This is a genomic window from Pseudomonas sp. NFACC02 (genome assembly GCF_900110765.1).
Classification (GTDB): Bacteria; Pseudomonadota; Gammaproteobacteria; order Pseudomonadales; family Pseudomonadaceae; genus Aquipseudomonas.
In genome coordinates this window covers 148,117-174,696 of sequence record NZ_FOEO01000007.1, presented here as the reverse complement: position 1 = coordinate 174,696, position 26,580 = coordinate 148,117, and the positions used below count along the sequence as shown (strand labels likewise).

Sequence of the window (26,580 nt, the reverse complement as noted above, 5' to 3'; positions counted from 1 at the left end):
TGGCGTTTCGCGACGGAGGGTAAATTATTTACCGCCCAGAGCACCACCCGCAGCGCCACCCAGGCCGGCGCCGATGGTGCCGCCCGTGCTGCCGCCCAGCTTGTTGCCGATTACCGAGCCCGCTGCACCGCCCAGGCCGCCGCCTACCGCTGCGCGGGTCTTGTGGCCTTTTTTCGCGGCCACCGCACCACCCGCGGCGCCTGCCAGGCCTGCGCCGATCGCCGCACCGTTGCTGCCGCCCATCTGTTGGCCGACGACATTACCCAACGCGCCACCCAGGCCGCCACCCAATGCGGCGTTGGTGCCGCTGCCCGCCATTGCGCCTTGAGAAACCAGAAGACCCAGAACCAGTGCAGGAAGTGTGAATCGCATGAACTCGACCTCAGAAAGGGACAGCGCTATGAAGTGATGTCGTTGATGAAGAACGTTGCCTGGCCAGCCAATGCTTCGACAAACCGGAACGGTAGAAACAACAAAGCCCGCACGAGGCGGGCTTTGTTGAGGTACTTGGTGGCTACACAGGGACTTGAACCCCGGACCCCAGCATTATGAATGCTATGCTCTAACCAACTGAGCTATGTAGCCAAGTGGCGCGCATTATTCGCTCAGATCGAATGTGTGTCAAGCATCTGGTTAAAAAATTTGTGCGTGTGATCAATTGGTTAGGATTTTTCTGCTGAAAACCTTGGTGAGGTCGAGACGCTCGTCACCGAGGTGACAATTTTTCCGGGCGTGCTGAGTGGTTTTGCCCCACTTTTGTGCGCATCGCCTGCTCCCTTTTCGTTCTAGTGCCCTGCCAGGTGGCTTCGTGCTATCGGTCCGTTTCTTGCTTGAGCCTGCCGCCTGGGCGTTTCGCTGCGCTGCTTGTGGATGCGCGGCTTCGCCGTTCCCAAAATGACTGCCCAAATCTCCGACACAGGAGACGGGCGGTTGTCGTTTTTGAAACAAAGACATGGCATTTTGCCGGTAACAATGTGAGGCAACAGCTGCCGTGATCACAAGTCGCGATGGCGGGTTGTCCGTGAGGAGTAGTCGGACATGCAACGTCTTTTGTCACCAGGAATCCGCCTGCTCGGACGTTTCGGCTTTGCGCGCAAGTTTCAGGTGCTGTTTTTCCTATTCATTCTGCCGTTGGTCGGAAGCTTGTGGATGATCGGCGAAGATTACCGCAGCAAGCTGGCCGTGATTTCCGGTGAGCAGTCAGGGGTTCGTCAGTTGCTGGCGCTGGATGCCCTAGATGCCCAGTTGACCGCTCAACGCAACCGCGCGGCTCGCTGGAAGGCGGTGGATATTCTTCACGAGCCTACGCCTGCGGCGAAGGCGGCGATGGCGGCGCTGGACGCTGCCAGCCCGGTGTTGAGCCAGACGCTGGCGACGCTTGGCGATGAGCTCAAGGCGCAAAACGCCAGTGTAGACATCATGGCGCGCTTCCAGGCACTGCAATCGACCGTTCAGGGCATGGACTCCGAGGCGTTGCGCACCGTCGGTTGGTGGCCAGATGGCTACGACCGTTTCACATCGGCACTGACGGCTTTGCAAAGCCTGCGCGAACAGATCGCTATGGACACCGGGCTGATGCTCGACCCTTGGCTCGAAAGCTATTTGCTGATGCAGGTTTCCACCCAGCAGGTGCCGGATCTGATCGAGCGTATCGGACGTATGGCGAGCGTGGGGCAGTCGTCGGTGGTGTCCGGGCAGTTCTCCCTTCAGAGTCGCTTGCAAATGCGCGACCTGCGCAGTCGCATCGGCGATGCTCGCGATCAACTGGTCAAAGCTGCTTCTTCGTTGCAAGCCAAGTCGTACCCCGGCATGGAAACCTGGGCGAGCCGTTACAACGAGAGCCTTCAGCGTCTGGACAGTGAATTGAAAGTCCTTGATGAGGGCGTCTTTGGCGGCACGATCAAACTCGACTCGGCAGCCTTCGAGCGCAGCGTCGACAGCACCCTTGAGGCACTGGCTGCGCTGCGCAGTCAGTCGCTCAGCTCGCTGGACAGTCGTCTGGATTACTACCATGACCGCGCAATCCAGCAATTCGTCCCGGTGGTCGCCACCTTCAGCATTCTGGCCCTGGCCGCGCTTTACCTCTTCACGTGTCTGCAGGCTTCCATTCGGCGCAGCGCCCAAGGCATCACCACGCTGGCCGAGTCATTGCGTGATGGCAATCTGTGTGTCGAAGTGGCGGTCGAAGGTCGCGATGAGCTTGCCGCGATCAGCACTGCGCTCAATGTCGCGGTCGTGCAGTTGCGCACGAGCCTGTTGGGGGTCAACCACGAAACCCAGCAACTCGGCTCAGCCGTGCTGACGCTCAATTCGCAGTCTGGCAGCACGCTCAATGAGGTCGAAGATCAACAGCAGCAGATCAGTCAGATCGCAGCGGCCGCAACCCAGTTGGCAGCGACGTCCATGGGCGTTGCGAAGAGTTGCGAGGAAGCGTCTGGCAGCGCCCAGCACACGCGCCAGATTGCCGAAGACAGTAGCCGCGACAGTCAGCGAACCACGGCCAGTATCCAGCAGCTCAATCTCCGACTGACCGACACGGCCAACGCATTGGGCAAGGTCAGTGAGCAAGGGCAACAGATTCAGTCGGTGGTCGACACCATTCGCGGCATTGCCGAGCAGACTAACCTGCTGGCGCTCAACGCAGCCATCGAGGCGGCACGGGCGGGCGAGCAAGGTCGGGGGTTTGCTGTGGTGGCCGATGAAGTGCGCAGTCTGTCGCAGCGAACGCAGGCGTCTACCGCGCAGATCGCCGGCACGGTCGACAGCCTGCGCGCCACCGTCAGCCAGGCCGTCAGTTTGATGGAGGCCGCCTGTGGTCAAGCCGTCACCGATGCACAGTCGGTCACCGGCCTCGGCGAGCGTCTGGGGGAAATCGCCCGCGCCGTGCAGATCGTCACGGACACCCTGGCGCAGATCGCTACCGCCGTGGAGGAGCAAGCCGCCACAGCGGACGAGGTCAGCGGCAATATCCAGCAAGTGGATCAGGCGGCAGGGCGATTGCTCGACGGCGCTCGAGCGGTGAACCAGGCGGCGGATACCCTGAGCAGGGGCAGTAGGGCGTTGAGCGATAACACGTCGCGGTTCCAGCTGGGCTGAACCGTATGGCTGCAAGCTGGTGTTCATACCTTGGGATGACTTGAAACCCGAAAGAGGGACGACGTATAACGGGCGTCGTCTTCTCTCTCCGATCCCCTCGTTTCCAAGGCGTCTCCCATGACCGAACGCAGTGCCGCGGGTGCGGCGGTTTATTCCCCCTTGACGCTGGCCCTTTACGACGCGTGGGTCCTGGGTATTTCCAACCGTTATGCGTGGCGTTGTCCGACCGATGCAGTACTGCTGCCTTTCTTTCGCGTGAACGTACGCGCCCGGCATCTGGATATCGGTGTAGGCACCGGTTACTACCTGGCCAAAGCGCGATTGCCCACCGACACTCAAGTCACCCTGCTCGACCTCAATCCCAGCAGTCTTGAAGCGGCAAGACGCAGAATCGCCCGGCCCGGCACCCGCACCCTTCAGCACGACGTCATGCAGCCCATTCCGGGCGGTGAGCGTTTCGATTCGATCTCGCTGTTCTACCTGCTTCATTGTCTGCCAGGGCCGCTGGACGCCAAGGCGGCGATCTTCGGCAACCTTAAACACAACCTGCAACCGGACGGCGTGCTGTTCGGAGCGACGATTCTGGGTGACGAGGCAGGGCACAACGGCTTTGGGCGCAAGCTGATGGACGTTTACAACAAGAAGGGGATTTTCGGAAACCGTCAGGACACCCAGGCTGGTTTCGAAGGGCATCTGCGTCAGCATTTTCGGGACGTGACGCTTACACGAGAAGGATGTGTGCTGTTGTTTCGCGCGACTCAGCCGATCATCTGACGCTGATCCAGTCTGTCAGCGCTGACGCTTTTTTTGCGCAGCAGCGCTGACAGTCGCATGGGGACACTCAGTCTGTTTTTTGCCCGCTTCCCGACGTCTGACCGAACAGTATCTTTTTGCCTTCCTCAGTGACCGTCGCACGATTTTGTGACAGCGCTTCACCTTTGGCGTACGCGCGAATCGTCGCCGGGCGAGTCTGTATGGCATAGAACCAGCGTTTCAGATTCGGAAAGTCATCCAGATTCTGCTGTTGGCGCTGCCATGGATAAACCCACGGGTAGATCGCCATATCCGCCACTGAATAGTTTTCTCCAGCGACGAAACTGCGGCCTTGCAGCCTGCGATCCAGCACGCCGTACAGGCGGTTGGTTTCGTTCACGTAGCGGTTGATCGCATATGGGATCTTCTCCGGCGCATACACGCCAAAGTGATGATTCTGACCCGCCATCGGGCCCAGTCCGCCCATTTGCCACATCAGCCATTCGGTCACGGTGTTCTTGCCGCGCACATCGGAGGGTAGAAACTGACCAGTCTTTTCCGCCAGGTACAGCAGGATCGCACCGGACTCGAAAACAGTGATCGGCTCTGCGCCGTCGGCGGGCGCGGTGTCGATAATCGCAGGCATCCGGTTGTTCGGAGAGAAGGCCAGAAACGCGGGCTGAAATTGGTCCCCGGCGCTGATGTCGACAGGGTGGATCCGATAGTCCAGACCGGCCTCTTCCAGGAACAGGGTGATCTTGTGACCGTTGGGCGTGGGCCAGTAATAGAGCTCGATCATCGTTGCGATTCCACAATGTGAGGGTGAATGGACACGGAGTGACCTTGATGCGCGCCGCCGTCCAGCAGCGCGAGCGCGGGGCGCAGTGCGCTCTCCAGCAAGGCGCGCTGCGGTTTGGCGCGGGCAAGTACGCGAATGCCCAGCAGTACGCCAAGCAGCAAGCGGGAAAGGTCCTCGGCAGGTTGTGAGCGGGAAATCGTACCGTCCTGCTGACCCGCTTCCACGCAGCGCAGGAAAAAATGCTCTGCACGCGCGAGAAAGTCGTCCACGATCAATTGCGCATCCGGGTCATGCGGCGCCGCTTCCAGCGCCGAGTTCACCATCATGCAGCCTCGGCGCTGAGGGTCGTTCATGGAGCGATCAATGATTTCCAAGAAAAACATCTCGATGGCCTGGCGCGGCGCCAACGTGCTCTCAAGACGCATGACACGCTCGCCAAAACTGCTTTCCAGATAGTGCGCCAGGGCCTTTCTGTACAGGGTGCGCTTGTCGCCAAACGCGTTGTACACGCTGGCGCCGGTAATCCCCATGCAGTCGATGAGGTCGCGCATCGACGTCGCCTCGAATCCCTTTTTCCAGAAACACTGGATCGCGGCGTCGAGTACGTTCGCCTCGTCGAATTCTCTTGGTCTTGCCATGTCATTTTCCTTTCGGCGCGCATCTGGACGTTGCGCCGTCTTCCACAGTTCGCCTAATCTAGATCAAGCGTTCTAAAACGCAACCGTATTTTCCGAGCGCCGTAGGCTTCAGGCATTTCCATCACCCTCCACGCCATAGAGATGATCGCCATGATCCGTTTTTACTTTCACCCGACACCCAATCCGGCCAAGGTCGCGCTGTTTCTTGAAGAGTCAGGCCTGGCATACGAACTGGTCCCGGTGGACACCAGCAAGGGCGAGCAGCATTTGCCGGCGTTTCGTGCGATCAACCCAAACGGAAAGGTGCCTGCGATCGTCGACACCGACGGCCCGGGCGGGAAAGAGGTTCGGGTTTTCGACTCCAGCGCCATCCTGCTGTACCTGGGTGAGAAAACCGGTCAGTTCATGGGAGCGCCCGAAGACAAGCCTGAACTGCTGTCGTGGCTGTTCTTCATTGCTTCAGGCTTGGGGCCGTTCTCGGGGCAGGCGGTGCATTTCCAATACGCTGCGCCGGAAGGAAATGACTATGCGGTGAACCGCTACCGCCGCGAAATCGAGCGGCATTACGAAGTTCTGGACCAGCATCTGGCGGGGCGCGACTACATCGTCGGAAACGAATACACCCTCGCCGATATCTCCACCTGGGGCTGGCTGATCCGCGCGCCGCGCGTCATGAAAGGGGCCGAGGACGCACTGGCGGACTACCCGAACCTCAAACGCTGGTTCCAGAACGTAGACGCCCGTCCCGCGGCCTCTCGCGCGAAAGACGTGGGCAAGGATCACGTATTCAAGAAGGACATGGATGAACAGGCGAAGCGCGCGCTGTTTCCGTCGAATTATCCAAAGGCGAATTGAGGCGTTCCTGATGGCGGTTCGAAAAGCGACCGCTTAATAAAAAGCCCCCGAAGGGGGCTTTTTCGCGAGGCACTTTCTGGAGAACCAGACGCTGTCTCCGATTAGACGTTGAAGCGGAAGTGCAGCACGTCGCCGTCTTTGACAATGTAGTCCTTGCCTTCCAGGCGCCATTTTCCGGCTTCTTTCGCTCCGGCTTCGCCCTTGTACTGGATGAAGTCGTTGTAGGCGATGCACTCGGCGCGGATGAAGCCTTTTTCGAAGTCGGTGTGGATCACGCCAGCGGCTTGGGGGGCGGTAGCGCCGACGCGGACGGTCCAGGCGCGAACTTCTTCGACACCGGCGGTGAAGTAGGTTTGCAGGTGAAGCATTTCGTAACCGGCGCGGATAACGCGGTTCAGACCTGGTTCTTCGAGACCCAGCGCTTCGAGGAACATGTCTTTCTCTTCGCCGTCGTCGAGTTCGGCGATTTCGGCTTCGATCTTGTTGCAGACCGGCACCAGCATTGCGCCTTCTTCTTCGGCGATCGCACGAACCACGTCCAGGTGCGGGTTGTTCTCGAAACCGTCTTCGGCGACGTTGGCGATGTACATGACCGGCTTGGTGGTCAGCAAGTGGAAGCCTTTGATCACGGCTTTCTCGTCAGCGCCCATGCTCTTCATCAGGCTGCGCGCAGGCTTGCCTTCGGTGAAGTGCGCGATGAGTTTTTCCAGCAGGCCTTTCTGGACCACTGCGTCCTTGTCACCGCCTTTGGCGTTACGCGCCACTTTCTGCAGCTGTTTTTCGCAGCTGTCGAGGTCGGCGAAGATCAGCTCGAGGTCGATGATCTCGATGTCGCGTTTCGGGTCAACGCTGTTGGAGACGTGAATCACGTTGTCGTCTTCGAAGCAGCGAACCACATGCGCGATGGCGTCGGTTTCTCGGATGTTGGCCAGGAACTTGTTGCCCAGGCCTTCACCTTTGGAGGCACCCGCGACCAGACCCGCGATGTCGACGAACTCCATCGTGGTCGGCAGGATGCGTTTTGGATTGACGATGTCAGCCAGCGCCTTGAGGCGCGGATCGGGCATCGCCACGATGCCGCTGTTCGGTTCGATGGTGCAGAAGGGAAAGTTCTCCGCCGCGATACCAGATTTGGTCAGGGCGTTGAACAGGGTGGACTTGCCGACGTTGGGCAGGCCGACGATGCCGCAGTTGAATCCCATGGTGTTTCCCCTCGAGTGATGTCAGGCCTTCTGGCTGTGCAGGACGCGCATCGCCTTGGCGAAGTCGCCAGCGAGTACGTCCGGCAGCACGCCGAGGGCAAAGTCGATACTGGCGTCCAGCTTTTCCTGCTCGGCGCGCGGCGCGCGACCCAGGACAAAACTGGACACCATGCTGGCGTCGCCCGGATGGCCGATGCCGAGCCGCAGGCGATGGAAGCCGTTCTGGTTACCGAGCTGCGCGATGATGTCGCGCAGGCCGTTATGCCCGCCGTGTCCGCCACCCAGTTTGAGTTTGGCGACACCCGGAGGCAGGTCGAGTTCGTCGTGGGCCACCAGAATGGCTTGCGGAGGAATCCGGAAGAAACCCGCCAGCGCCGCAACGGACTGACCGCTACGGTTCATGTAGGTGGTGGGAATCAGCAGACGAACGTCTTGGCCCTGATGACTGAATTTAGCCGTCAGGCCGAAATATTTGCGGTCAGCGGTCAAATTGACGCGCTGCGCGCTGGCAATACGCTCAACGAAAAGAGCCCCTGCGTTATGCCGGGTCTGTTCGTATTCGGGGCCGGGGTTTCCCAGGCCGACGATCAGTTGGATGGCGGTCACGTCAGGGGCTCTTCCTTGGGTCGAGTGTGATGGCGCAGGGCGCCATCACGGGTTCAACCGGCTAGCGAGTAATGATTACTCTGCTTCGCCTTCTGCGGTGCCTTCTTCGTCCTGAACGACGCGAGGAGCGTGGACGTTTGCGATGTCCAGATCCTTGCCGTGCGCCAGAGCGACGAATTCAACACCTTTAGGTGCTTTAACGTCGGACAGGTGAACGTTGTCGCCGATTTCCAGCGCGCCCAGATCGACTTCGATGAACTCAGGCAGGTCTTTAGGCAGGCAGGACACTTCCAGCTCAGTGGTCGTGTGCGAGATTTCGCCGCCTTTCTTGACCGGTGCTTCTTCGTTGATGAAGTGCACAGGCACGGTAGCGGTCAGTTTCTGGCCAGCGACGACGCGGATGAAGTCGGCGTGCATGATGAACTGCTTGGCAGGGTGACGTTGCATCGCTTTAACGATTACGTTCTGCTTGGCGCCATCAACGCTCAGTTCGATAACGTGGCTGAAAGCCGCTTCGTTTTCGAACAGCTTGGCCATTTCCTTGGCTTCGATGGTGATCGAAGCGGCTTCTTTGTTGCCACCGTAAACAACGGCTGGAACTTGTTTCGCGTGACGCAGGCGGCGGCTCGCACCTTTCCCCAGGTCAGTACGCGCTTGGGCGTTCAGAGTAAAGTCAGTCATTTTGCATCTCCAAAATAGCCATTCCCGAGTGACGTTTGCGACCAGCGCCAACACGGTATGGGCAAAAAAGCCCCGCCCCAGCAATGATTGCTGGGGCGGGGCGCTTTTCGTCAACGGTGTCTGAAAAGGGCAAGGCCCTTAACGAAACATCGCGCTGATCGATTCTTCGTTGCTGATGCGACGCATCGCTTCAGCGACTACCGGTGCGATATCCAGTTGACGGATACGGTCACAGGCTTGTGCGGCTGCGGACAACGGGATGGTGTTGGTCACCACCAGTTCGTCCAGCACGGAATTTTCAATGTTCTCGATCGCACGGCCCGACAGCACAGGGTGTGTGCAGTAGGCAAAGACCTTGGCAGCGCCATGTTCTTTAAGGGCTTTGGCCGCGTGGCACAGGGTGCCGGCGGTATCGACCATGTCGTCGACGAGAATGCAGGTACGGCCTTCGACGTCACCGATGATGTGCATCACTTCGGAGTGATTGGCTTTCTCGCGGCGTTTGTCGATGATTCCGAGATCCACGCCCAGGGATTTGGCAACGGCACGTGCACGCACGACGCCGCCGATATCCGGGGAAACGATCATCAGGTTTTCGAAGCGTTGGTCTTCGATGTCATCCACCAGAACCGGGGAGCCGTAGATGTTATCTACCGGAATATCGAAGAAGCCTTGAATCTGGTCAGCGTGCAGGTCAACGGTCAGCACCCGGTCGATACCGACGACGGTGAGCATGTCCGCAACCACTTTAGCGCTGATCGCCACGCGAGCGGAACGCGGACGGCGATCCTGGCGGGCATAACCAAAGTAAGGGATAACAGCTGTGATACGAGTAGCCGAGGAGCGACGGAAGGCATCAGCCATCACGACGAGTTCCATCAGGTTATCGTTGGTCGGAGCGCAGGTCGGCTGAATAATGAATACGTCTTTACCGCGAACGTTTTCATTGATCTCAGCGGTAATTTCGCCGTCGGAAAACTTACCGACAGAAATGTCACCGAGAGGGATATGCAGCTGACGTACGACACGCCGAGCCAGATCGGGGTTGGCGTTCCCCGTAAAGACCATCATCTTGGACACGCGCAGTACCTGGAGGCTTAGGGTATGCCTGGATGACTATAGGAAAATGGCAGGGGCGGCTGGATTCGAACCAACGCATGGCAGGATCAAAACCTGCTGCCTTACCGCTTGGCGACGCCCCTGTATCTGTTGCACGAGTGCCTGGCACTCGGTTCTCTTAGAGCAGTGTCTGTAACTTACGGTGCAACATCGAGATGTTGCTGCCTTTTGCTACAAACCCTGTAAGGGTCTCTGTAAGAAGGGCCGAGACTTTATCAGCTTCAGCTTTGTTTGGGAAGGCCCCAAACACACAACTTCCAGTTCCGGTTAATTTTGCTTCGGTAAATTTACCTAGCAAATTCAAAGCGTTACGAACATCTGGATAACGCCTTGCTACAACCGGTAAGCAGTCATTTCGACTGTTTCCCTTGGGAACGGGGCGCACTTTAATGGGCGGCGTGTCACGTGTCAACAGCGGATCTGAAAAAATTTCTGCTGTACTTACAGATACTTGCGGCACAAGCACGACGTACCACGGTTCTTCGGGGGTCACAGGGGTGAGGATTTCGCCCACGCCCTCAGCAAATGCGGCGTGTCCGCGTACGAAAACCGGCACGTCAGCCCCGAGCTTGAGCCCCAGCCCCGCAAGACGATCTTCGTCCCAGCCCAGTTGCCAGAGGTGATTGAGGCCGAGCAGGGTGGTCGCCGCGTCCGAGCTTCCGCCGCCGATCCCGCCGCCCATGGGCAGCACTTTATTCAGCCAGATATCGACGCCCTGTTCGCAGCCGGATTGTTCTTTAAGCGCGCGGGCTGCCCTAACGATCAGATTACTGTCGTGAGGAACGCCTTCGATTTCGGTCTGAAGACGAACTTCGCCGTCTTCACGAAGCGCGAAGCTGAGTTCGTCGCCGTAATCGAGAAACTGAAAGATCGTTTGCAATTCGTGATAGCCATCTGGCCGCCGACCAAGAATGTGCAACATCAGATTGAGTTTGGCCGGCGCGGGTAGCGTCAGAACGGTCCGGGACATGCTTACTGACCCAGCTTGCGTGGTTGCCAGTCTTTGATGACCAGCGTGACGTCCAGATCCTGGCCGTGCAGTTTCATTCGTTCAGGCAGCGTGTAGCCGTTCTGTTCGGTGTAGCTCAGGTATTCGATCTGCCAGCCATCCTGCTCCAGGTTGGACAGGTGACTGTCGCCGTCCAGCGTCAGGCTGCTCTTGCTGTCAGGTGCAGGGAGGCCGCGGACCCACCAGACCAGATTTGATACGGGAAGCTTCCAGCCGAGTTGATCCTTGAGCAGGGTTTCAGGATCCGGCGCGTCGTAACGGCCTTGATTGGCGACTTCCAGCGACACCGCGCCCGGGCGGCCGGTCAAGCGTGCCGCACCCCGGCCCAGCGGGCCAGACAGGCGAATGTCGTAATAGTCCTGGCGTTGCAGCCAGAACAGCGTCCCGCTGCCAGAGTCCTTTGGCGCACGGATGCCGACCTTGCCGTTGATTTGCCAGCCGTCGAGGCTGGCGAGTTGTTCTTTGTTGACCCGCCATTGGCTGGCGTTGCCTTTGCCTTGAACGGCTTCGTGGGATGTGATGCCGGCGCAACCGGCGAGCAGGGCGATCAGGCTGAATGCAAGTACGTGGCGCAATAACATAAATCAGAGGGTCTCGGAGCCGGTCAGGCGCTTGAGGGTGCTGCGCAGGACCGGGCTGTCAGGTTGCTGTTCAAGGGCCTTGCCCCACACTTTTCGAGCTTCGCGCTGCTGACCCTTGGCCCACAGCACTTCGCCCAGGTGCGCGGCGACTTCGTGATCGGGATAGCGCTCAAGCGCCTCACGCAGCAGGCGTTCGGCTTCGTCGAGATTGCCCAGGCGGTAATTGACCCAGCCCAGGCTGTCGAGCACCGCGGGATCTTCCGGGTTCAACTGGTGCGCGCGCTCGATCAATTCCTTGGCTTCGGCATAACGCGTCGTGCGATCGGACAAGGTGTAGCCCAACGCGTTAAGCGCCATGGCGTTGTCCGGCTCGCGCTTGAGAATCGCCCGCAGATCGGTCTCCATCTGCTTAAGGTCATCGCGTTTTTCGGCAAGCATCGCACGGGTATAAAGCAGGTTCAGGTCGTCCGGGTATTGCTTCAGCGCCTGGGTAAGTACCTGCCAGCCCCGGTCGCTCTGGTTGTTGTTGGTCAGGGTTTCCGCTTCGATCAGGTACAGCTGAATGGCGTAGTCCGGTTGGTCGGCGCGGGCCTGAGCCAGGCGTTTCGAGGCTTCGGCGGTGCTGCCGTTGCTCATCAGAATATCGGCCTGACGCAATTGCGCCGGCAGGTAATCGTTGCCTGGACCGACCTGTGCATATTCGCTCAGGGCATTCTGCGGGTCGTTTCGTTCTTCATAGATACGACCCAGGTTCACATGGGCCGAATCAACATGACTGCCCCGTGCGACCAGGTCTTCCAGATAGCCTTGCGCTTCATCCCACGCCTTGGCTTCGAGGCAGACCAGTGCCAGCGAGTAGCGCAACTCGTCGTCATCCGGGTACTGCTGAACCAGGCTTGAGAACTGGACCTTGGCGTCTTCCATGCGGTTCTGTTCGACCAGCATGCGCGCATACGTGAGCCGCAGACGTTTGTCGTCCGGGTACTTCTTGATGCTTTTTTCCAGCAGCGGCAGCGCTTCCTTGCCGCGATTCATGCTTTGCAGCAGGCGCGCGCGCAGCAGAATCGGAGCGACTTCGCCTTCGCCCGGCGGGTTGTCTTCCAGCAGTTTCAACGAGGCCGAGTTGTCGCCTTCCTGTTGCAACAGAAGGGCTTTACCGAAAATAAGCTGGCCGTTTTTCGGGTACTTGGCCAGCAGGCGATCAAAGCTGGCGAGCAGGCCTTTGCGCGTGTTGGAGTCCGTTTCGGCGGCGGACAGTGCCAGGAAATCGAAGTGAGTATCGCCCTGGCCTTGCAGCACTTTCTCCATGTAACGCATGGAGTCGTCATAACGTCCGGCACGCGCCAACTGGATAGCGGCAGCACGTTGCGCTTCGAGGTTGGTCGGGTCGTTTTTCGCCCAGATCATCGACGTGTCCAGTGCGGCCTGATCGGCGCCCAGGTATTCAGCGATGCGGAAGGCGCGCTCGGAGATTCCCGGATCCTGCGTCTGGATCGCCTGGGTCACGTAGTTGTCCAGCGCAATGTCGAAACGATTGCGTTGCCCGGCAAGCTCGGCGGTCAGCAGGCTGACGACCGTTTCCTGGGTGAACGAACCGTATACCTGCGGCTTGGCTTCAGGTGCGGGCGTCGCTTCTTTCGCCGGAGCAGCAGGCTCCGTGGAAACAGGGGCCGTAGACTGACAGCCACCAAGAACGACAAGGGCAAGGAACAACGCGGAGGATTTATTCATAGAGAAGAGAGGGCGGCTTACCTGCGGTTTGAAAGCATCATGACACAAGGCAGGGAGCAAACCCACAGCCCACGAAAAAACTACAGACCCTTAATCCATGGCCTGCGCTTGGACAATTTGTCGCAGGCGCAGGGCGGCGAAGCGGATCTCTATAGGGACAATAGACTGTGCGGGTCGTTCTGAATGTATTGCGGTGGTTGTCCTGAATCTATTGAAGTAGGACAATTGCCGGCTTCACGTCACTATCAGCGACCTTGAATGGCCTTTCTTGCTCTGGGTATCAACCATAAGACTGCATCAGTGGATGTCCGCGAGCGCGTGGCATTTACGCCTGAGCAGTTGGTTGAAGCGTTACAGCAGCTGTGCCGCCTGACCGAGAGTCGGGAAGCGGCCATTCTGTCGACGTGCAATCGCAGCGAGCTTTATATAGAGCAGGATCGCCTCACGGCTGACGTCGTTCTGAAATGGCTGGCCGATTATCACCAACTGAACATTGACGAGCTGCGGGCCAGTGCCTATGTGCACGAAGAAGACGCCGCGGTGCGCCACATGATGCGGGTCGCTTCCGGGCTGGATTCGCTGGTGCTGGGCGAGCCGCAGATTCTCGGCCAGATGAAGTCCGCCTACGCGGTAGCGCGTGAGGCGGGGACCATCGGCCCGTTGCTTGGCCGTTTGTTTCAGGCCACCTTCAGCGCAGCCAAGCAGGTGCGCACCGATACCGCCATCGGTGAGAACCCGGTGTCAGTGGCGTTCGCCGCGGTCAGCCTGGCCAAACAGATCTTCAGTGACCTGCAGCGTAGTCAGGCGTTGCTGATCGGGGCTGGTGAAACCATCACGCTGGTCGCCCGACACCTGCACGATCTGGGGGTCAAGCGTATCGTTGTCGCCAACCGGACGCTGGAGCGCGCAAGCATCCTGGCCGAAGAATTCGGCGCGCACGCGGTGCTGCTGGCCGATATCCCGGCCGAACTGGTCAATAGCGACATTGTCATCAGTTCCACTGCCAGCCAGTTGCCGATTCTGGGCAAGGGCGCGGTGGAAAGTGCCTTGAAGCTGCGCAAGCACAAACCGATTTTCATGGTCGACATTGCTGTCCCGCGCGACATCGAGCCGGAAGTCGGCGAGCTGGACGACGTTTACCTCTACACCGTGGACGATTTGCACGACGTCGTTGCGGAAAACCTCAAGAGCCGCCAGGGCGCAGCCCAGGCCGCTGAAGAACTGGTCAGTCTGGGCGTCAACGATTTCATGTCGCGCCTGCGCGAACTGGCGGCGGTCGATGTGCTCAAGGCGTATCGTCAGCAAAGCGAACGCCTGCGCGATGAAGAGTTGCAAAAAGCCCAGCGGATGCTCGCCAACGGCAGCAATGCGGAAGATGTACTGATGGCGCTGGCACGAGGCCTGACCAATAAATTGATGCATGCGCCAAGCGTGCAACTGAAAAAGCTGTCCGCCGAAGGCCGCGTCGATGCGCTGGCCATGGCCCAGGAACTCTTTGCCCTCAATGAGGGCTCCACGGATAAACCCCCGCAATGAAAGCTTCACTGCTCAACAAGCTGGACGTGCTCAGCGACCGTTTCGAGGAATTGACCGCGCTGCTGGGTGATGCCGAAGTCATTTCCGATCAGACCAGATTCCGCGCCTACTCCCGCGAGTACGCCGAAGTCGAGCCGGTCATCCAGGCCTACAAGCAGCTGCAGAAAGTGCAGAGCGACCTCGAAGGGGCTCAGGCACTGCTCAAGGACAGCGATCCGGACATGCGCGAAATGGCCGTCGAGGAAGTGCGCGAGGCCAAGGAGCAACTGGAAGTCCTGGAGAGGGACCTGCAGAAGATGCTGCTGCCCAAGGATCCCAACGACGGTCGCAACGTGTTTCTCGAAATTCGTGCGGGCACCGGTGGTGACGAGGCGGCAATTTTCTCCGGCGACTTGTTCCGTATGTATTCGCGCTACGCCGAGCGTCGCGGCTGGCGGGTCGAAATCCTGTCGGAGAACGAAGGCGAACATGGCGGCTTCAAGGAAGTCATCGCCCGGGTCGAAGGTGAGAATGTCTACGGCAAACTGAAGTTCGAGTCCGGCGCGCACCGTGTTCAGCGCGTGCCTGAAACCGAGTCCCAGGGTCGCATCCACACCTCGGCCTGCACCGTGGCGGTATTGCCGGAGCCCGACGAGCAGCAGGCCATCGAGATCAACCCGGCGGACCTGCGTGTCGACACCTACCGGTCGTCCGGTGCGGGTGGTCAGCACGTCAACAAGACCGACTCGGCGATTCGCATTACTCACTTGCCGACCGGTATTGTCGTCGAGTGTCAGGAAGAGCGCTCCCAGCACAAGAACCGCGCCCGCGCCATGGCCTGGTTGTCGGCCAAACTCAACGATCAGCAGACGGCGGCCGCCGCCAACGCGATCGCCAGCGAGCGTAAGCTGCTGGTGGGATCGGGCGATCGTTCGGAGCGTATCCGCACGTACAATTTTCCACAGGGACGAGTGACGGACCATCGCGTGAACCTGACGCTGTACTCGCTGGATGAAGTGTTGGCGGGTGGAGTCGATGCCGTGATAGAACCGTTGCTTGCCGAGTATCAGGCAGATCAACTTGCGGCACTGGGTGAGTAAATGACCATCATCGCCAGCTTGTTAAGAAACGCTGAGCTGCCGGATTCTCCGACAGCCCGTCTGGATGTCGAACTGCTGCTCGCGGCTGCTCTGGGCAAGCCGCGCAGCTTTCTGCACACCTGGCCGGAGCGTATCGTCAGCACCGAAGCCGCGCAGGCGTTCGATGGTTTTCTGAAGCGCCGTCGTACCGGCGAACCCGTCGCCTACATTCTGGGCCAGCAGGGTTTCTGGAACATCGACCTCGAAGTCGCGACACATACGCTGATTCCTCGTCCGGAAACAGAAATGCTTGTAGAGACCGCGCTGGAGCTGTTGCCGGGTGCGATCCCTCATCGGTTGCTCGACCTGGGCACCGGGACCGGGGCCATCGCCTTGTCGCTGGCCAAGGATCGTCCTCAGTGGACTGTCACGGCGGTGGATCGCGTCGACGAGGCGGTCGAACTGGCCGAACGCAACCGCCAGCGTCTGCAGCTGGATAACGCGCACGTCATGCGTAGCCATTGGTTCAGCGCAGTGGACGGTCAGCGATTTGACCTGATTCTGAGCAACCCTCCGTACATACCCTCTAACGACCCGCACCTGGTCGAAGGTGATGTGCGGTTCGAACCCAGCAGTGCGCTGGTGTCGGGCACTGACGGCCTGGACGACCTGCGGCTCATCGTTTCGCAGGCACCGGCGCACCTGGAAGCCGGTGGCTGGTTGCTGCTCGAGCACGGCTACGATCAGGGCCCGGCCGTACGTGAGCTGCTCAGTCGTCATGGTTTCGAGCAGATCCAGACTCGCCGCGATCTGGGCGAGCACGAACGCATTACCTTCGGACGCGTGCCGTGCTGACCGACGAAGAACTGCTGCGCTACAGCCGGCAGATTCTGTTGCAGCAGGTGGACATCGACGGCCAGTTACGCCTCAAGCAAAGCCGTGCGCTGGTTGTCGGCGTGGGCGGTCTGGGGTCCCCGGTCGCGCTTTATCTGGCCGCAGCCGGTATTGGCGAGTTGCATCTGGCCGATTTTGACACCGTCGACCTTACCAACCTGCAACGCCAGATCATTCACGACACGCAAAGCGTGGGGCAGGGCAAGGTCGACTCGGCGATCGCTCGACTCACCGCGATCAACCCTGAAATCAAGCTGGTGCCGCACCGCACGGCGCTGGATGTCGACTCTCTCGCCGCAGCCGTCGACGCCGTGGATCTTGTCCTCGACTGCTCGGATAACTTTTCCACCCGCGAAGCTGTCAACGCCGCCTGTGTGGCGGCTGGCAAGCCGCTGGTCAGTGGCGCCGCGATTCGCCTGGAAGGGCAGTTGTCGGTGTTTGATCCGCGCCGCGCCGAAAGCCCGTGCTACCACTGTTTATATGGGCATGGCAGCGAAGCCGAACTCACCTGCAGCGAGGCGGGCGTCATTGGTCCACTGGTCGGTCTGGTAGGCAGCCTGCAAGCGCTCGAAGCCTTGAAACTGCTGGCGGGATTCGGTGAGCCCCTGGTAGGGCGACTGCTGCTGATCGATGCACTGGGCACCCGGTTTCGTGAGCTCAAGGTCAAACGGGACCCGGGCTGCAGCGTCTGCGGCGCGAGGGTTTAATAAAGCCATGAAGGGAGTCATCAGGCATGGCTAGGGACAGCGACGCGCCGATTGCGGTGTTCGACTCGGGTGTCGGCGGCTTGTCGGTGCTGGGCGAAATCAGTCGCTTGTTGCCGAACGAGTCCCTGCTGTACGTGGCTGATTGCGGCCATATCCCTTACGGCGAAAAGACCCCTGAGTTCATTCGTCAGCGTTGTGTCGCCATTTCCGAATTCTTTCGTGAGAAGGGGGCCAAGGCCTTGGTGCTGGCGTGCAACACGGCGACCGTTGCGGGGGTTGCCGATTTGCGCGAACGTTATCCGGACTGGCCGATTGTCGGCATGGAACCTGCGGTCAAACCTGCGGCGGCCGCGACCCAGAGCGGGGTGGTCGGGGTGCTTGCCACCACCGGTACCCTGCAAAGCGCCAAATTCGCAGCGCTGCTTGACCGTTTTGCCTCCGATGTCCAGGTGATCACCCAACCATGCCCCGGCCTGGTGGAACTGATCGAAACGGGCGATCTGGTCAGCCCCGCCATCCGCCAACTGTTGCACGGTTATGTTCAGCCGCTGCTGGCGGCGGGTTGCGACACGATCATCCTGGGCTGCACCCATTACCCCTTTCTCAAACCACTGTTACGGGAGATTATCCCGGCTTCGATCACCCTGATCGACACCGGGGCTGCGGTCGCCCGTCAATTGCAGCGCTTACTCAGTCAACGCGACCTGCTCGCGAGCGGCCGTCCCTCACCCGCCCAGTTCTGGACCAGCGGTGATCCAGAAAATTTCAGAAACATCCTACCGTTGCTATGGAAAAAATCTGACAGTGTGCGAAGCTTCGGCTTGTGAAAAAAACGTGAATAGCGCTGTTTTGGGCTGAACTAATGTTCACCAGCAGATTTCTACAGCACATCTGTTGATATAAAAAATTTCTAACTGCATTCGGAAATGGGAAGTTTCAGATGAAGCGACTGTTTTGTTTGGCTGCGATTGCGGCCGCTTTAGCGGGACAAAGTGCGATTGCACAAGCTGACGGGGTCGAATTTTCGGTGGGTCACACTGGCGAATCAACGATGACCTATCGTTTGGGCGCGCAATTTGATTGGGACAAGAGCTGGTGGCAAACCAGCGTGGGTCGTCTGACCGGGTACTGGAGCGGCGCCTACACCTATTGGGAAGGTGACAAGAATTCCAGCAACAACAGCCTGTCGTTCTCTCCGGTCTTCGTTTACGAATTCTCTGGCGATAGCGTCAAGCCTTACATCGAAGCGGGTATCGGTGCAGCGGTATTCCAACGCACGGAAGTGGAAGGCAACAAGTTGGGCAGTGCATTCCAGTTTGAAGACCGTCTGGGCTTCGGTCTGCGTTTTGCCGGTGGTCATGAAGTCGGCTTGCGCGCGACTCACTACTCCAACGGTGGCCTGACCACGACAAACGACGGTATTGAAAGCTACGCCATTCATTACACGATGCCGTTTTAAGCGTTCAGTCGCTTGAAGGATAGGAGCGCGCTCGCGATTGCGGTGTGTCAGGCAGAACTCTGGCACAGCCAGAAAGCAATCGTGGGCAAGCGCGCTCCTACAGATCCGTTACCGATACGCCGTCGCGATGCCTTCGCGCTCGGTGATGCATTCTGGCGCACCCATTTCGAACTCCCTGCAGATCAACGGTCGTTTGTCGTAGATCGTACACATCATCGTGTCGCGATCCAGTGCCGCGCACCAGCCGTCGTCCAGGCGCAGCATCACTTCGCCGCCCCAGTCGTCGGTGTCGATAAACCGTTCAGGTACGCCCGTGTCGGTGATCAGCATCACCTCAAGCTGGCAGCAGCACGCGGCGCAGGTCGAACAGGTGATAGCAGGTTCGGCAGGTTCTTCGGGAAGTTGAATCAAGGGAATGGAGGTCATGTGGCGCAGTGTAAATCAGTGTTGAGCAAGCCGGTGGCCGGGCTGACGGACGCGGCCTTCACGCCGAGACTTCATCGGTGCGGGTTTGGCGGAAATAGCGGGCCAGCCGGTGCAGCAACGGGAAGATGACAGCCCAGACGGCGCCGATGATCAGGACGCTGGGCCACACGCCCAGCGGTAACTGAACGTACGTGAGCTGGGCCCCGGCGATATAAGAAGCAGGTCCACCGATGGCGCCGAGCAAGCTCGCCAGCCACCAGGGTGTGGCCGACCACGCCAGGCAATGCCCCAGCGTCGTGGCCAACAGGGGCCACATCAATGCAAGCCACAGAGGAATGACTTTGCCGGCTTCCCCGAAATCGAAAACACCGAGCTTGATCAGCGCGCTGTCGAGCACGCAGCCCAAAGCGAACACGGTCAACAACAGCTTGCCCTCGCTGCGCCACGAGCCGATCAGGCGCAGGTGGACGATAAGTATAAGGAGCGTGATCAGCAGCCAGCCGCTGTTCCCACCCAGCACGCAGGTGAACCAGCCGAGTTGAAACAGCGCGGCATTGACCAGGTTCTTAAGCATTGAACCGTCCCAACAGTGGCTGCGGCATGGCCTTGGGTTTTGCCAGTAACAACTGCGCCGTGCCGATGGTGCGTTCCATGAAGCCGCCCTCGCAGTAGCACAGGTAAAACTCCCACAGACGCAGGAAATAATCGTCGTAGCCCAGCTCAGTGAGGTAGCCGGCCGCGTGGCGAAAGTTCTCGTGCCAGAGGCGCAAGGTCTTGGCGTAGTGCAGCCCGAAATCTTCCATGTGCAACAGGTTCATGTCGGTGTCATCGCTGACGATCTCCAGCATTCGGGTGACCGAAGGAAGGGCGCCGCCGGGAAAGATATACCGCTGGATGAAGTCGACGCTGCGTTTCGCCTGCTCGTAGCGTTGTTCACGGATCGTGATCGCCTGCAATAGCATCAAGCCGTCGTCCTTGAGCAGTTGCGTGCACTGCTTGAAATAGGTCGGCAGAAAGCGGTGACCGACCGCTTCGATCATCTCGATGGACACCAGCTTGTCGTATTGCCCGGTCAGGTCGCGGTAGTCGCTGAGCAACAGCGTTACCTGATTGTGCAGACCGAGGTCGGCGATACGTTTTTCGGTGTAGGCGAATTGCTCTCTGGACAGGGTCGTGGTGGTGACCTTGCAGCCATAGTGCTGTGCGGCATAAATCGCCATGCTGCCCCAGCCGGTGCCGACCTCCAGCAAATGATCGGAGGGTTTGAGCGCAAGCTTCTGGCAGATCCGCTCCAGCTTGTTCAACTGGGCCTGCTCCAGCGTGTCATTGGGCGTCAGGAACTGCGCGGCCGAATACATCATGGTCGGATCGAGGAATTGCTCGAACAGGTCATTGCCCAAATCGTAGTGAGCGGCGATATTTTTCTGCGAGCCTTTGCGTGTGTTGCGATTGAGCCAGTGCAGGCCTTGGACGAAAGGGCGACCAAGACGCGCCAGACCACCTTCCAGTGCGTCCAGCACATCCAGGTTACTGACGAATACACGGATGACCGCGGTCAGGTCCGGACTTGTCCAGTGACCATGAATGAACGCCTCGCCAGCGCCGATCGAGCCATTGCTGGCGACCAACCCCCACACGGCCGCATCGTGTACGTGAATCTCGCCCAGAAGCGCCGCGTCCGCCGCGCCAAACACCTGCCGCTCATCGCCCTCGTACACCACTAACTGTCCGTGGCGCAGATGCGCGAGTTGCCGCAGCACGCCACGTCGCAGCAGGTTCGAGGTCAGGTTGTGGGTGCTGAAACCGGCGGTGGCGCTACTGCTTTTCATGGCGTCTGTCCTTTTGAACGGTAGCACTGCGATACGAGCCTTCGGCGGCTTGATGGGGAAAGATCGGTAGGCGTTTGACGAAAAGGCGCAATGCCTGCCAGTAGATGGCGAGACCAGTTTTGGCGGTCATCCACGGGAAACTCAGCAGGTGACGGTGCAGGGCGGCACGACTCAGCGGTAGACGCTGCAAGTTCAGCGTGGCGTCGAACACTTTATGCTCACCGTGCCAGTCCGCCATATGAACCCCCAGGCGGTCGCCCGGCTGGCTGAAGCTCATGCGGTATTCCAGGTCCCGGTGCAGAAAGGGCGAGACGTGAAAGCCTTTCGCCACCGAGAAATGCTGGTGGCCTTCGGCATTGGCTGGCAGCACATAGTGATAGCGCTCACGCCAGGGCGTGTTGGTGACTTCACAGACAATGGCGGCCAGGTTGCCGTTACGTTCAAAGCAATAGAAAAAACTCACGGGGTTGAACGACAGGCCCCAACTGCGTGCCTGGGTCAATAGACAGACGCGGCCCAGCGGTGTACGGCCCAGCGCATCACGGACAATGTCTCGCACGGCCGTCGTCAGCGAGACGCCACGTCCCGTGTATTCGCGCAGGTAGTCGCCGGGTCGAAACGAAAAGGGTGCCAGACGGCTACCCCCGGCGAGCGGCGATAACTGCATCACCGCGTCCTGCTCTTCCAGGTCGAGATAGAGCATGCCGATGCGATACCTGAAGGCATGCGCTTTGGGCGAAAAGCGCCGATGGCTCACCCAGCCGCTGTACAGAGCGCTGTTCATAGCGACTCGCCGAAGGCAGAGGCAACGCGCAGCGCGCTGACCACGCCGTCCTCGTGAAAACCATTGGCCCAGTAAGCGCCGCAATAATAAGTGTGTCGGGCGCCGAACACTTCTTGCCAGCGCGCTTGAGCCTCGATGCCTTTGAGGCTGTATTGCGGATGGGCGTACCTGTAGCGCGCGAGGATCTTGTCCGGGTCGATGGCGGATGTCTGGTTGAGGCTGACGCAGAAGGTGGTATCGCTTTCGATCCCTTGCAGAATGTTCATCGCGTAGGTCACGGCCGCCGATTGATCGCCCGCGCCGCCCAGCCGATAGTTCCAGCTTGCCCAGGCCAGTGGGCGGCTGGGGAGCAGCCGGGTGTCGGTGTGCAACACCACATCGTTGTCGGCATAGGGCAGCGCGCCGAGGATTTCTCGCTCGTTGGCACTCGGTTCTGCCAGCATCGCCAGCACCTGATCGCTGTGGCAGGCAAAGACCACTTTGTCGAAGCGTTCGCTGCCGTGGGCGCTATGGATCATCACGCCGTCTTTGTCACGCTCGACTCGGGTGACCGGGCATTTCAGACGGATACGGTCGCGAAACGGCGCAGTTAGCGGTTCGATGTAACGGCTGGAGCCGCCCTCGATCACGCACCATTGCGGGCGATTGCTGACCGAAAGCAGCCCGTGATTCTTGAAGAAACGCACAAAGAACTGCAGCGGAAAGGCGAGCATGTCGGCCAATGACATCGACCAGATGGCTGCGCCCATGGGCACAATGTAATGCTCGGTAAACCGTCGGCCGTAGCCTTCCGCTTTCAGGTAGGCGCCAAGCGTCGTGTCCGCGGCGATGCGCTGCGTCTGCAGATCGACCAGTGCCTGTTTATTGAAACGGAGGATGTCCCGCAGCATGCCCCAGAATGCCGGCGATAACAGGTTGCTGCGTTGAGCGAACAGGCTGTTGAGGTTGTTGCCGTTATATTCGGTACGGCTGTGCGGGTCGCAGACTGAAAAACTCATCTCGGTGGGTTTAAAGGCCACGCCCAGCTTACCCAGCAACTTGATGAAGTTGGGGTAGGTCCAGTCGTTGAAGACAATGAACCCGGTGTCGATGGCGTGCTGTTTACCGTTCACGGACACGTTGACAGTGTGCGTGTGGCCGCCGATCCAATCATCGGCCTCGAACACGGTGATCTCATGCATGCGGTTGAGCAACCACGCACTGGTCAGGCCCGAGATACCGCTGCCGATGATCGCGATTTTCATGAGGTCGCCCCGGTCTTGGCCGGTGCGCGGACCATGCGTTTGCACAGCGCCAGTTGCAGCCGCGCGGGGAGGATGGCCATCGCTTTGAGCAGCAGAATGAATACGAACGGAAAGGCGATTTCGAACGGTCGACGGGATTTTTCCAGACGCTCGGCGATGTACTGCGCGGCTTTCGGCGCAGACCAGCGCATGGGCATGGGAAAGTCGTTTTTGGCGGTCAGCGGGGTGTCGACGAAGCCGGGGCTGACGATCGTCACGTCGATGCCTTCTTGCGCCAGATCGATGCGCAAGGATTGAAGCAGATACCGCAAGCCGGCCTTTGATGCGCCGTAGGCTTCGGACCGGGTCAGCGGCAGCAGGGCAACCGAGCTGGCTACCCCGACCAGATGAGGACGTTCGCCCAGACGCAGCAGGACCAGCGCTTCTTGAATGCAGTACGCGGTGGCGATCAGGTTGGTCGTCACCACGCGCTCGACCAGACGAGCGTCGAATTGCCTGGCGTCGATGTACTCGCAGGTGCCCGCGTTGAGGATCACGGTGTCCACGGCTCCCCAACCCTGAGCGATGCGCTGGCCGATTGCGGTCACTTGTTCGGGATCGGTGACGTCGCCAGGCGCAAGCAACACGTGTTGCCCAAAGCGTTGATGCAACGCTTCAAGCGGCTCGAGGGTACGCGCTGTGAGCGCGACCCGATGACCCGCTTTCAACAGCTCCTCGGCCAGCGCCAGGCCGATCCCGCTGCTGGCGCCGGTCAGCCAGAACCTTCGGTTCATGCCAGTCTCCCCTTGAGCCAGCGGATCATTCTGCCCATCACCGGCAGGTGCTCATAAAGCAATGCGCCGGCATCGAAGAAGTCGCGATGCTGAAACACCTTGTTGTCTGCCCACAGCAAATGCGAACAGCCCGGAACGACGATCGGCTCACCTTGCTTCAGGCGGGGATGACGGTAGGTCATGGTCCAGCGCAAATAGCCTTTGCCTTCGCGTACCTGATCGAAGGCGTGAAACTCGAACTGCAAACCGGTGACGTTTGCGTACAAGTCCTCGAAGTACTTGCGCAGGTCGGGCAGCCCATGCACCTCATGCAGTGGATCGGCAAAGGCGATGTCATCGCTGTACAACTCACCGAGCAGGTGCAGGTTGTCCTTGTCGAGTTCGGCGAAGCGCCGGGCGTAATCGCGCAGGAATTCACTCATGGTCTTGAGTCTCTGCTTGTCGATGGGGCAGCGATCTGAAGGCGGTCAGCGCGCGTTCGCGACTGGATTTCAGGTCTACGATCGGCGCTGGATAACCGTCGACGCCAAAGAGTCCGCCCAACGCCGAGGGGTTGTGAATATCCCGTTTGCTGAGGTCGGCCAGTTCCGGAATCCAGGCTTTGATGAACCGGCCTTCCGGGTCGAAGCGTTCGGACTGACTCTGCGGATTGAAAATGCGGAAATACGGTGACGCGTCTGTGCCGGTGGACGAACTCCACTGCCAACCGCCGTTGTTCGCCGCCAGATCCCCGTCGATCAGGTGCTGCATGAAAAAACGTTCGCCTTCACGCCAGTCGATCAGCAGGTTCTTGGTCAGGTACATCGCCACGATCATGCGCAGACGGTTATGCATCCAGCCGGTTGCCAGCAACTGACGCATCGCCGCGTCGATGATCGGCAGTCCGGTGCGTCCTTGTTGCCAGGCTTCCAGCTCCTCTGGCGCATGCCGCCAGTTCAACGCTTCGGTTTCCGGGCGGAACGCGCGATGGCGCGAGACGCGAGGAAAACCGACCAGCACGTGTTTATAAAACTCGCGCCATAGCAGCTCGTTGATCCAGGTCACCGACCCTGCGTTTCCCGTTTCGAATTCGCCGTTGTTGCTGCGCAATGCCGCATGCAGGCATTGGCGGGGAGAAACGACGCCAGCCGCCAGGTACGCCGAAAGCTGACTGGTCCCCGGCTTTGCCGGGAAATCGCGCTCATCCTGGTAGTAATGCACCTGTTCATCGGTGAAGGCTGCTAGGCGTCGGCGAGCTTCGTCTTCGCCCGCAGGCCACAGTGCGCGCAGCGCGTCGGACGGGATGGCGAAACCTGTCACATGCTCCGGCACGGTGTCGCTTTTGATCTGCAACGGCGATTGTTTCTCTGGCATGCGCACCACTGCGGGCACCGAGTAGTGCATACGCGCGTAACAAACCTTGCGAAACTGGGTAAAGACCTTGAAATACCCGCCGCTTTTGGTCAGTACGCTGCCGGGTTTGAAGAACAACTGGTCGAGATGACTGTGGAAGCCGATGCCCTGTTTTTCCAGCGCTGCGGCGACGTCCTTATCACGTCGAGTCTCGTTGACCCCGTATTCTTCGTTGACATGAACCTGCTCGATTCCATGGGTCGTGCACAGTTCGAGCAGAGCAGCCGGCGCCTTGTCCCATGCAGCGGCCTGCACGATCAACAGTGGAACGTTGAGCGTTTCGAGGGCGGCTTTGAGCGCGGCGAGGTTGCGCAACCAAAAGTCCACCTTGCATGCCGCGTCGTCATGGCTGCGCCACTGCGCGGGGCTGATCATGTACACGGCCAGCGTGGGGCCCTGCTCCATGGCAGCGCTCAATGCGGTGTTGTCGTGTACGCGTAAATCGCTGCGCAGCCAGATGAGTTGCATGATCATTCCTTAGATAAGGCCCAGGTTCTGCAGCATGGCCAGGGCGGTCAAAGGGTCTTCGGCAAGCGTGAGCCCAGGGACCTCACTCACTGATACGGATAATTCGGCCGAATGGATGCGCACCGTGGGACCGATAATCAGCGTCGGACAGTCGATGTTGTTCAAAAGGCGGGGGAGCTGAGCCAGGTTCAGAGACTTGCTGGAGTACAACAGCACCGCGCGCGGTTTGAGGTACTCGCACGCAAGCGGTAACTCGCCCGGTGGCAAGGGCCAATCGAAAACCTCCACGGGGCAATCGGCGCTGCTCAACAACCAGGCGGTCAGCCACAGATGAGGTTCCATGGGCACGTCGGACTGGTTGATCAGCAACAGCGGGGCGCCGTTGACCTGGCGGTTGTTGTGATAAAGCCGTGCGCCGAATTTGCTGCGCAGCCAGGAATAGAAAAACACCCGCTCCAACTGGGCACCGAACTGACCCTGCCAGCGCTGCTCCAGCGAGGCCAGTAAGGGCACCAGTAGCTGTTCGCACAGGGTGCGCGGCGGGTACAGCGACATTGCCTGATTGAGTGTGTCGTCCAGCCGCCGCTCGGCCAGCGCAGTGATGGCCTCCTGCAGGTTTTGTCGCAGTCGGTCCCAATCGTTTTCAACGCTCGGCGGCGGGGCCTGCTCGTTGTCGATCAAGTGTTTGACCTGGCTGACGGATACGCCGCGATTGAGCCAGGTCAGAATGGCCAGCACGCGATCCACGTGCGATGTGCCGTACAAACGGTGCCCTTTGGGCGTTCGATGAGGAACGATCAGCCCATAGCGGCGCTCCCAGGCGCGCAGGGTCACGGCATTGACGCCGGTCAGCCGGGCAACTTCGCGAATCGGCAACCAGCCGTCTTCGAAGGCTTCGGCCTGAGAATCGTCATTCAGGGGAGCAGAGGTGATGTTTTTC

General features: G+C 59.6%; 28 protein-coding genes and 2 tRNA genes. 9 read left to right on the top strand and 21 right to left on the bottom strand.

Going from position 1 to position 26,580, the window contains the following annotated elements; all coding sequences use genetic code 11:
• Positions 1-24 precede the first annotated feature (24 nt).
• Entirely contained in the window at positions 25-372 is a 348-nt protein-coding gene (locus tag BMY73_RS09195; protein ID WP_074759303.1) for a bacteriocin, read from the bottom strand.
• A 136-nt stretch (positions 373-508) separates the two neighbouring features.
• Positions 509-585: transfer RNA gene (locus BMY73_RS09190), tRNA-Met, on the bottom strand.
• Between the two features lie 453 nt (positions 586-1,038).
• Here BMY73_RS09190 and BMY73_RS09185 point away from each other — a divergent pair.
• Together BMY73_RS09185 and BMY73_RS09180 are read left to right on the top strand one after the other, a co-directional pair.
• Positions 1,039-3,096, top strand: a complete 2,058-nt coding sequence (locus BMY73_RS09185; protein WP_092406576.1) for a methyl-accepting chemotaxis protein — start codon at positions 1,039-1,041, stop codon at positions 3,094-3,096.
• A gap of 117 nt (positions 3,097-3,213) precedes the next feature.
• Positions 3,214-3,870, top strand: coding sequence for a class I SAM-dependent methyltransferase (locus tag BMY73_RS09180; protein ID WP_092406574.1), 657 nt, complete (start codon positions 3,214-3,216; stop codon positions 3,868-3,870).
• A 67-nt stretch (positions 3,871-3,937) separates the two neighbouring features.
• Here BMY73_RS09180 and BMY73_RS09175 read toward each other — a convergent pair whose 3' ends face one another.
• Together BMY73_RS09175 and BMY73_RS09170 are read right to left on the bottom strand one after the other, a co-directional pair.
• A complete protein-coding gene (locus BMY73_RS09175; RefSeq protein WP_092406572.1) occupies positions 3,938-4,648 on the bottom strand; it encodes a glutathione binding-like protein in 711 nt (236 codons plus the stop codon).
• Positions 4,645-5,286: a TetR/AcrR family transcriptional regulator gene (locus BMY73_RS09170; RefSeq protein ID WP_092406570.1), complete on the bottom strand. Its 642-nt coding sequence runs from the start codon at positions 5,284-5,286 to the stop codon at positions 4,645-4,647. Before BMY73_RS09170 ends, BMY73_RS09175 begins: the two co-directional genes overlap by 4 nt.
• A gap of 150 nt (positions 5,287-5,436) precedes the next feature.
• Here BMY73_RS09170 and BMY73_RS09165 point away from each other — a divergent pair, with 150 nt between their 5' ends.
• The gene (locus tag BMY73_RS09165) at positions 5,437-6,141 is read left to right on the top strand and encodes a glutathione S-transferase family protein (RefSeq protein WP_092406605.1); all 705 of its coding nucleotides are present in this window, start codon (positions 5,437-5,439) and stop codon (positions 6,139-6,141) included.
• 101 nt (positions 6,142-6,242) lie between these two features.
• Here BMY73_RS09165 and ychF read toward each other — a convergent pair whose 3' ends face one another.
• The 8 genes from ychF to BMY73_RS09125 all read right to left on the bottom strand — a co-directional run bounded on the left by ychF (position 6,243) and on the right by BMY73_RS09125 (position 13,070).
• Positions 6,243-7,343, bottom strand: a complete 1,101-nt coding sequence (ychF, locus tag BMY73_RS09160; RefSeq protein WP_062387042.1) for a redox-regulated ATPase YchF — start codon at positions 7,341-7,343, stop codon at positions 6,243-6,245.
• A 21-nt stretch (positions 7,344-7,364) separates the two neighbouring features.
• Entirely contained in the window at positions 7,365-7,949 is a 585-nt protein-coding gene (pth, locus tag BMY73_RS09155; protein WP_062387041.1) for an aminoacyl-tRNA hydrolase, read from the bottom strand.
• A gap of 75 nt (positions 7,950-8,024) precedes the next feature.
• Entirely contained in the window at positions 8,025-8,630 is a 606-nt protein-coding gene (locus BMY73_RS09150; RefSeq protein ID WP_062387038.1) for a 50S ribosomal protein L25/general stress protein Ctc, read from the bottom strand.
• A 138-nt stretch (positions 8,631-8,768) separates the two neighbouring features.
• Positions 8,769-9,710, bottom strand: coding sequence for a ribose-phosphate pyrophosphokinase (locus BMY73_RS09145; RefSeq protein WP_037018241.1), 942 nt, complete (start codon positions 9,708-9,710; stop codon positions 8,769-8,771).
• 47 nt (positions 9,711-9,757) lie between these two features.
• Positions 9,758-9,832 (bottom strand) — tRNA-Gln (locus BMY73_RS09140).
• A 35-nt stretch (positions 9,833-9,867) separates the two neighbouring features.
• Positions 9,868-10,719, bottom strand: a complete 852-nt coding sequence (gene ispE / locus BMY73_RS09135; RefSeq protein ID WP_092406568.1) for a 4-(cytidine 5'-diphospho)-2-C-methyl-D-erythritol kinase — start codon at positions 10,717-10,719, stop codon at positions 9,868-9,870.
• Between the two features lie 2 nt (positions 10,720-10,721).
• Complete coding sequence (gene lolB / locus BMY73_RS09130) at positions 10,722-11,339, bottom strand: lipoprotein insertase outer membrane protein LolB (protein ID WP_092406566.1); 618 nt, start codon at positions 11,337-11,339, stop codon at positions 10,722-10,724.
• Positions 11,340-11,342: 3 nt separating this feature from the next.
• Entirely contained in the window at positions 11,343-13,070 is a 1,728-nt protein-coding gene (locus tag BMY73_RS09125; RefSeq protein ID WP_062387031.1) for a tetratricopeptide repeat protein, read from the bottom strand.
• Between the two features lie 258 nt (positions 13,071-13,328).
• Between BMY73_RS09125 and hemA the strand changes: the two genes are divergently transcribed.
• The 6 genes from hemA (at position 13,329) to BMY73_RS09095 (ending at position 18,724) form a co-directional block, all read left to right on the top strand.
• On the top strand, positions 13,329-14,606 hold the full coding sequence (hemA, locus tag BMY73_RS09120; protein WP_062387028.1) for a glutamyl-tRNA reductase: 1,278 nt from the start codon (positions 13,329-13,331) through the stop codon (positions 14,604-14,606).
• Entirely contained in the window at positions 14,603-15,685 is a 1,083-nt protein-coding gene (gene prfA / locus BMY73_RS09115; RefSeq protein WP_062387026.1) for a peptide chain release factor 1, read from the top strand. The genes hemA and prfA overlap by 4 nt, the downstream gene beginning before the upstream one ends.
• The gene (gene prmC / locus BMY73_RS09110; RefSeq protein WP_092406564.1) at positions 15,686-16,519 is read left to right on the top strand and encodes a peptide chain release factor N(5)-glutamine methyltransferase; all 834 of its coding nucleotides are present in this window, start codon (positions 15,686-15,688) and stop codon (positions 16,517-16,519) included.
• A complete protein-coding gene (locus tag BMY73_RS09105) occupies positions 16,513-17,265 on the top strand; it encodes a molybdopterin-synthase adenylyltransferase MoeB (RefSeq protein WP_092406562.1) in 753 nt (250 codons plus the stop codon). The genes prmC and BMY73_RS09105 overlap by 7 nt, the downstream gene beginning before the upstream one ends.
• A gap of 26 nt (positions 17,266-17,291) precedes the next feature.
• Positions 17,292-18,092: a glutamate racemase gene (gene murI, locus BMY73_RS09100; protein WP_092406561.1), complete on the top strand. Its 801-nt coding sequence runs from the start codon at positions 17,292-17,294 to the stop codon at positions 18,090-18,092.
• Positions 18,093-18,205: 113 nt separating this feature from the next.
• Positions 18,206-18,724, top strand: a complete 519-nt coding sequence (locus tag BMY73_RS09095) for an acyloxyacyl hydrolase (RefSeq protein ID WP_062387016.1) — start codon at positions 18,206-18,208, stop codon at positions 18,722-18,724.
• Between the two features lie 108 nt (positions 18,725-18,832).
• Here the strand turns inward: BMY73_RS09095 and BMY73_RS09090 are convergent, their stop codons facing one another.
• The 9 genes from BMY73_RS09090 to BMY73_RS09050 are packed head-to-tail and all read right to left on the bottom strand — an operon-like array spanning position 18,833 to position 26,558.
• Complete coding sequence (locus BMY73_RS09090; protein ID WP_092406559.1) at positions 18,833-19,150, bottom strand: YkgJ family cysteine cluster protein; 318 nt, start codon at positions 19,148-19,150, stop codon at positions 18,833-18,835.
• Positions 19,151-19,208: 58 nt separating this feature from the next.
• On the bottom strand, positions 19,209-19,724 hold the full coding sequence (locus BMY73_RS09085) for a DUF2878 domain-containing protein (protein ID WP_092406557.1): 516 nt from the start codon (positions 19,722-19,724) through the stop codon (positions 19,209-19,211).
• Positions 19,717-20,979: an SAM-dependent methyltransferase gene (locus BMY73_RS09080; protein ID WP_092406555.1), complete on the bottom strand. Its 1,263-nt coding sequence runs from the start codon at positions 20,977-20,979 to the stop codon at positions 19,717-19,719. The genes BMY73_RS09085 and BMY73_RS09080 overlap by 8 nt, the downstream gene beginning before the upstream one ends.
• Positions 20,966-21,763, bottom strand: a complete 798-nt coding sequence (locus BMY73_RS09075; RefSeq protein ID WP_092406553.1) for a DUF1365 domain-containing protein — start codon at positions 21,761-21,763, stop codon at positions 20,966-20,968. The genes BMY73_RS09080 and BMY73_RS09075 overlap by 14 nt, the downstream gene beginning before the upstream one ends.
• Positions 21,760-23,007, bottom strand: coding sequence for an NAD(P)/FAD-dependent oxidoreductase (locus BMY73_RS09070; RefSeq protein WP_092406551.1), 1,248 nt, complete (start codon positions 23,005-23,007; stop codon positions 21,760-21,762). The genes BMY73_RS09075 and BMY73_RS09070 overlap by 4 nt, the downstream gene beginning before the upstream one ends.
• A complete protein-coding gene (locus BMY73_RS09065) occupies positions 23,004-23,780 on the bottom strand; it encodes an SDR family NAD(P)-dependent oxidoreductase (RefSeq protein ID WP_092406549.1) in 777 nt (258 codons plus the stop codon). Before BMY73_RS09065 ends, BMY73_RS09070 begins: the two co-directional genes overlap by 4 nt.
• Positions 23,777-24,202: a nuclear transport factor 2 family protein gene (locus BMY73_RS09060; protein WP_092406547.1), complete on the bottom strand. Its 426-nt coding sequence runs from the start codon at positions 24,200-24,202 to the stop codon at positions 23,777-23,779. Before BMY73_RS09060 ends, BMY73_RS09065 begins: the two co-directional genes overlap by 4 nt.
• The gene (phrB, locus tag BMY73_RS09055) at positions 24,195-25,640 is read right to left on the bottom strand and encodes a deoxyribodipyrimidine photo-lyase (protein WP_092406545.1); all 1,446 of its coding nucleotides are present in this window, start codon (positions 25,638-25,640) and stop codon (positions 24,195-24,197) included. The genes BMY73_RS09060 and phrB overlap by 8 nt, the downstream gene beginning before the upstream one ends.
• A 9-nt stretch (positions 25,641-25,649) precedes the next feature.
• A complete protein-coding gene (locus BMY73_RS09050) occupies positions 25,650-26,558 on the bottom strand; it encodes a MerR family transcriptional regulator (RefSeq protein ID WP_370588196.1) in 909 nt (302 codons plus the stop codon).
• Between the last annotated feature and the right edge of the window lie 22 nt (positions 26,559-26,580).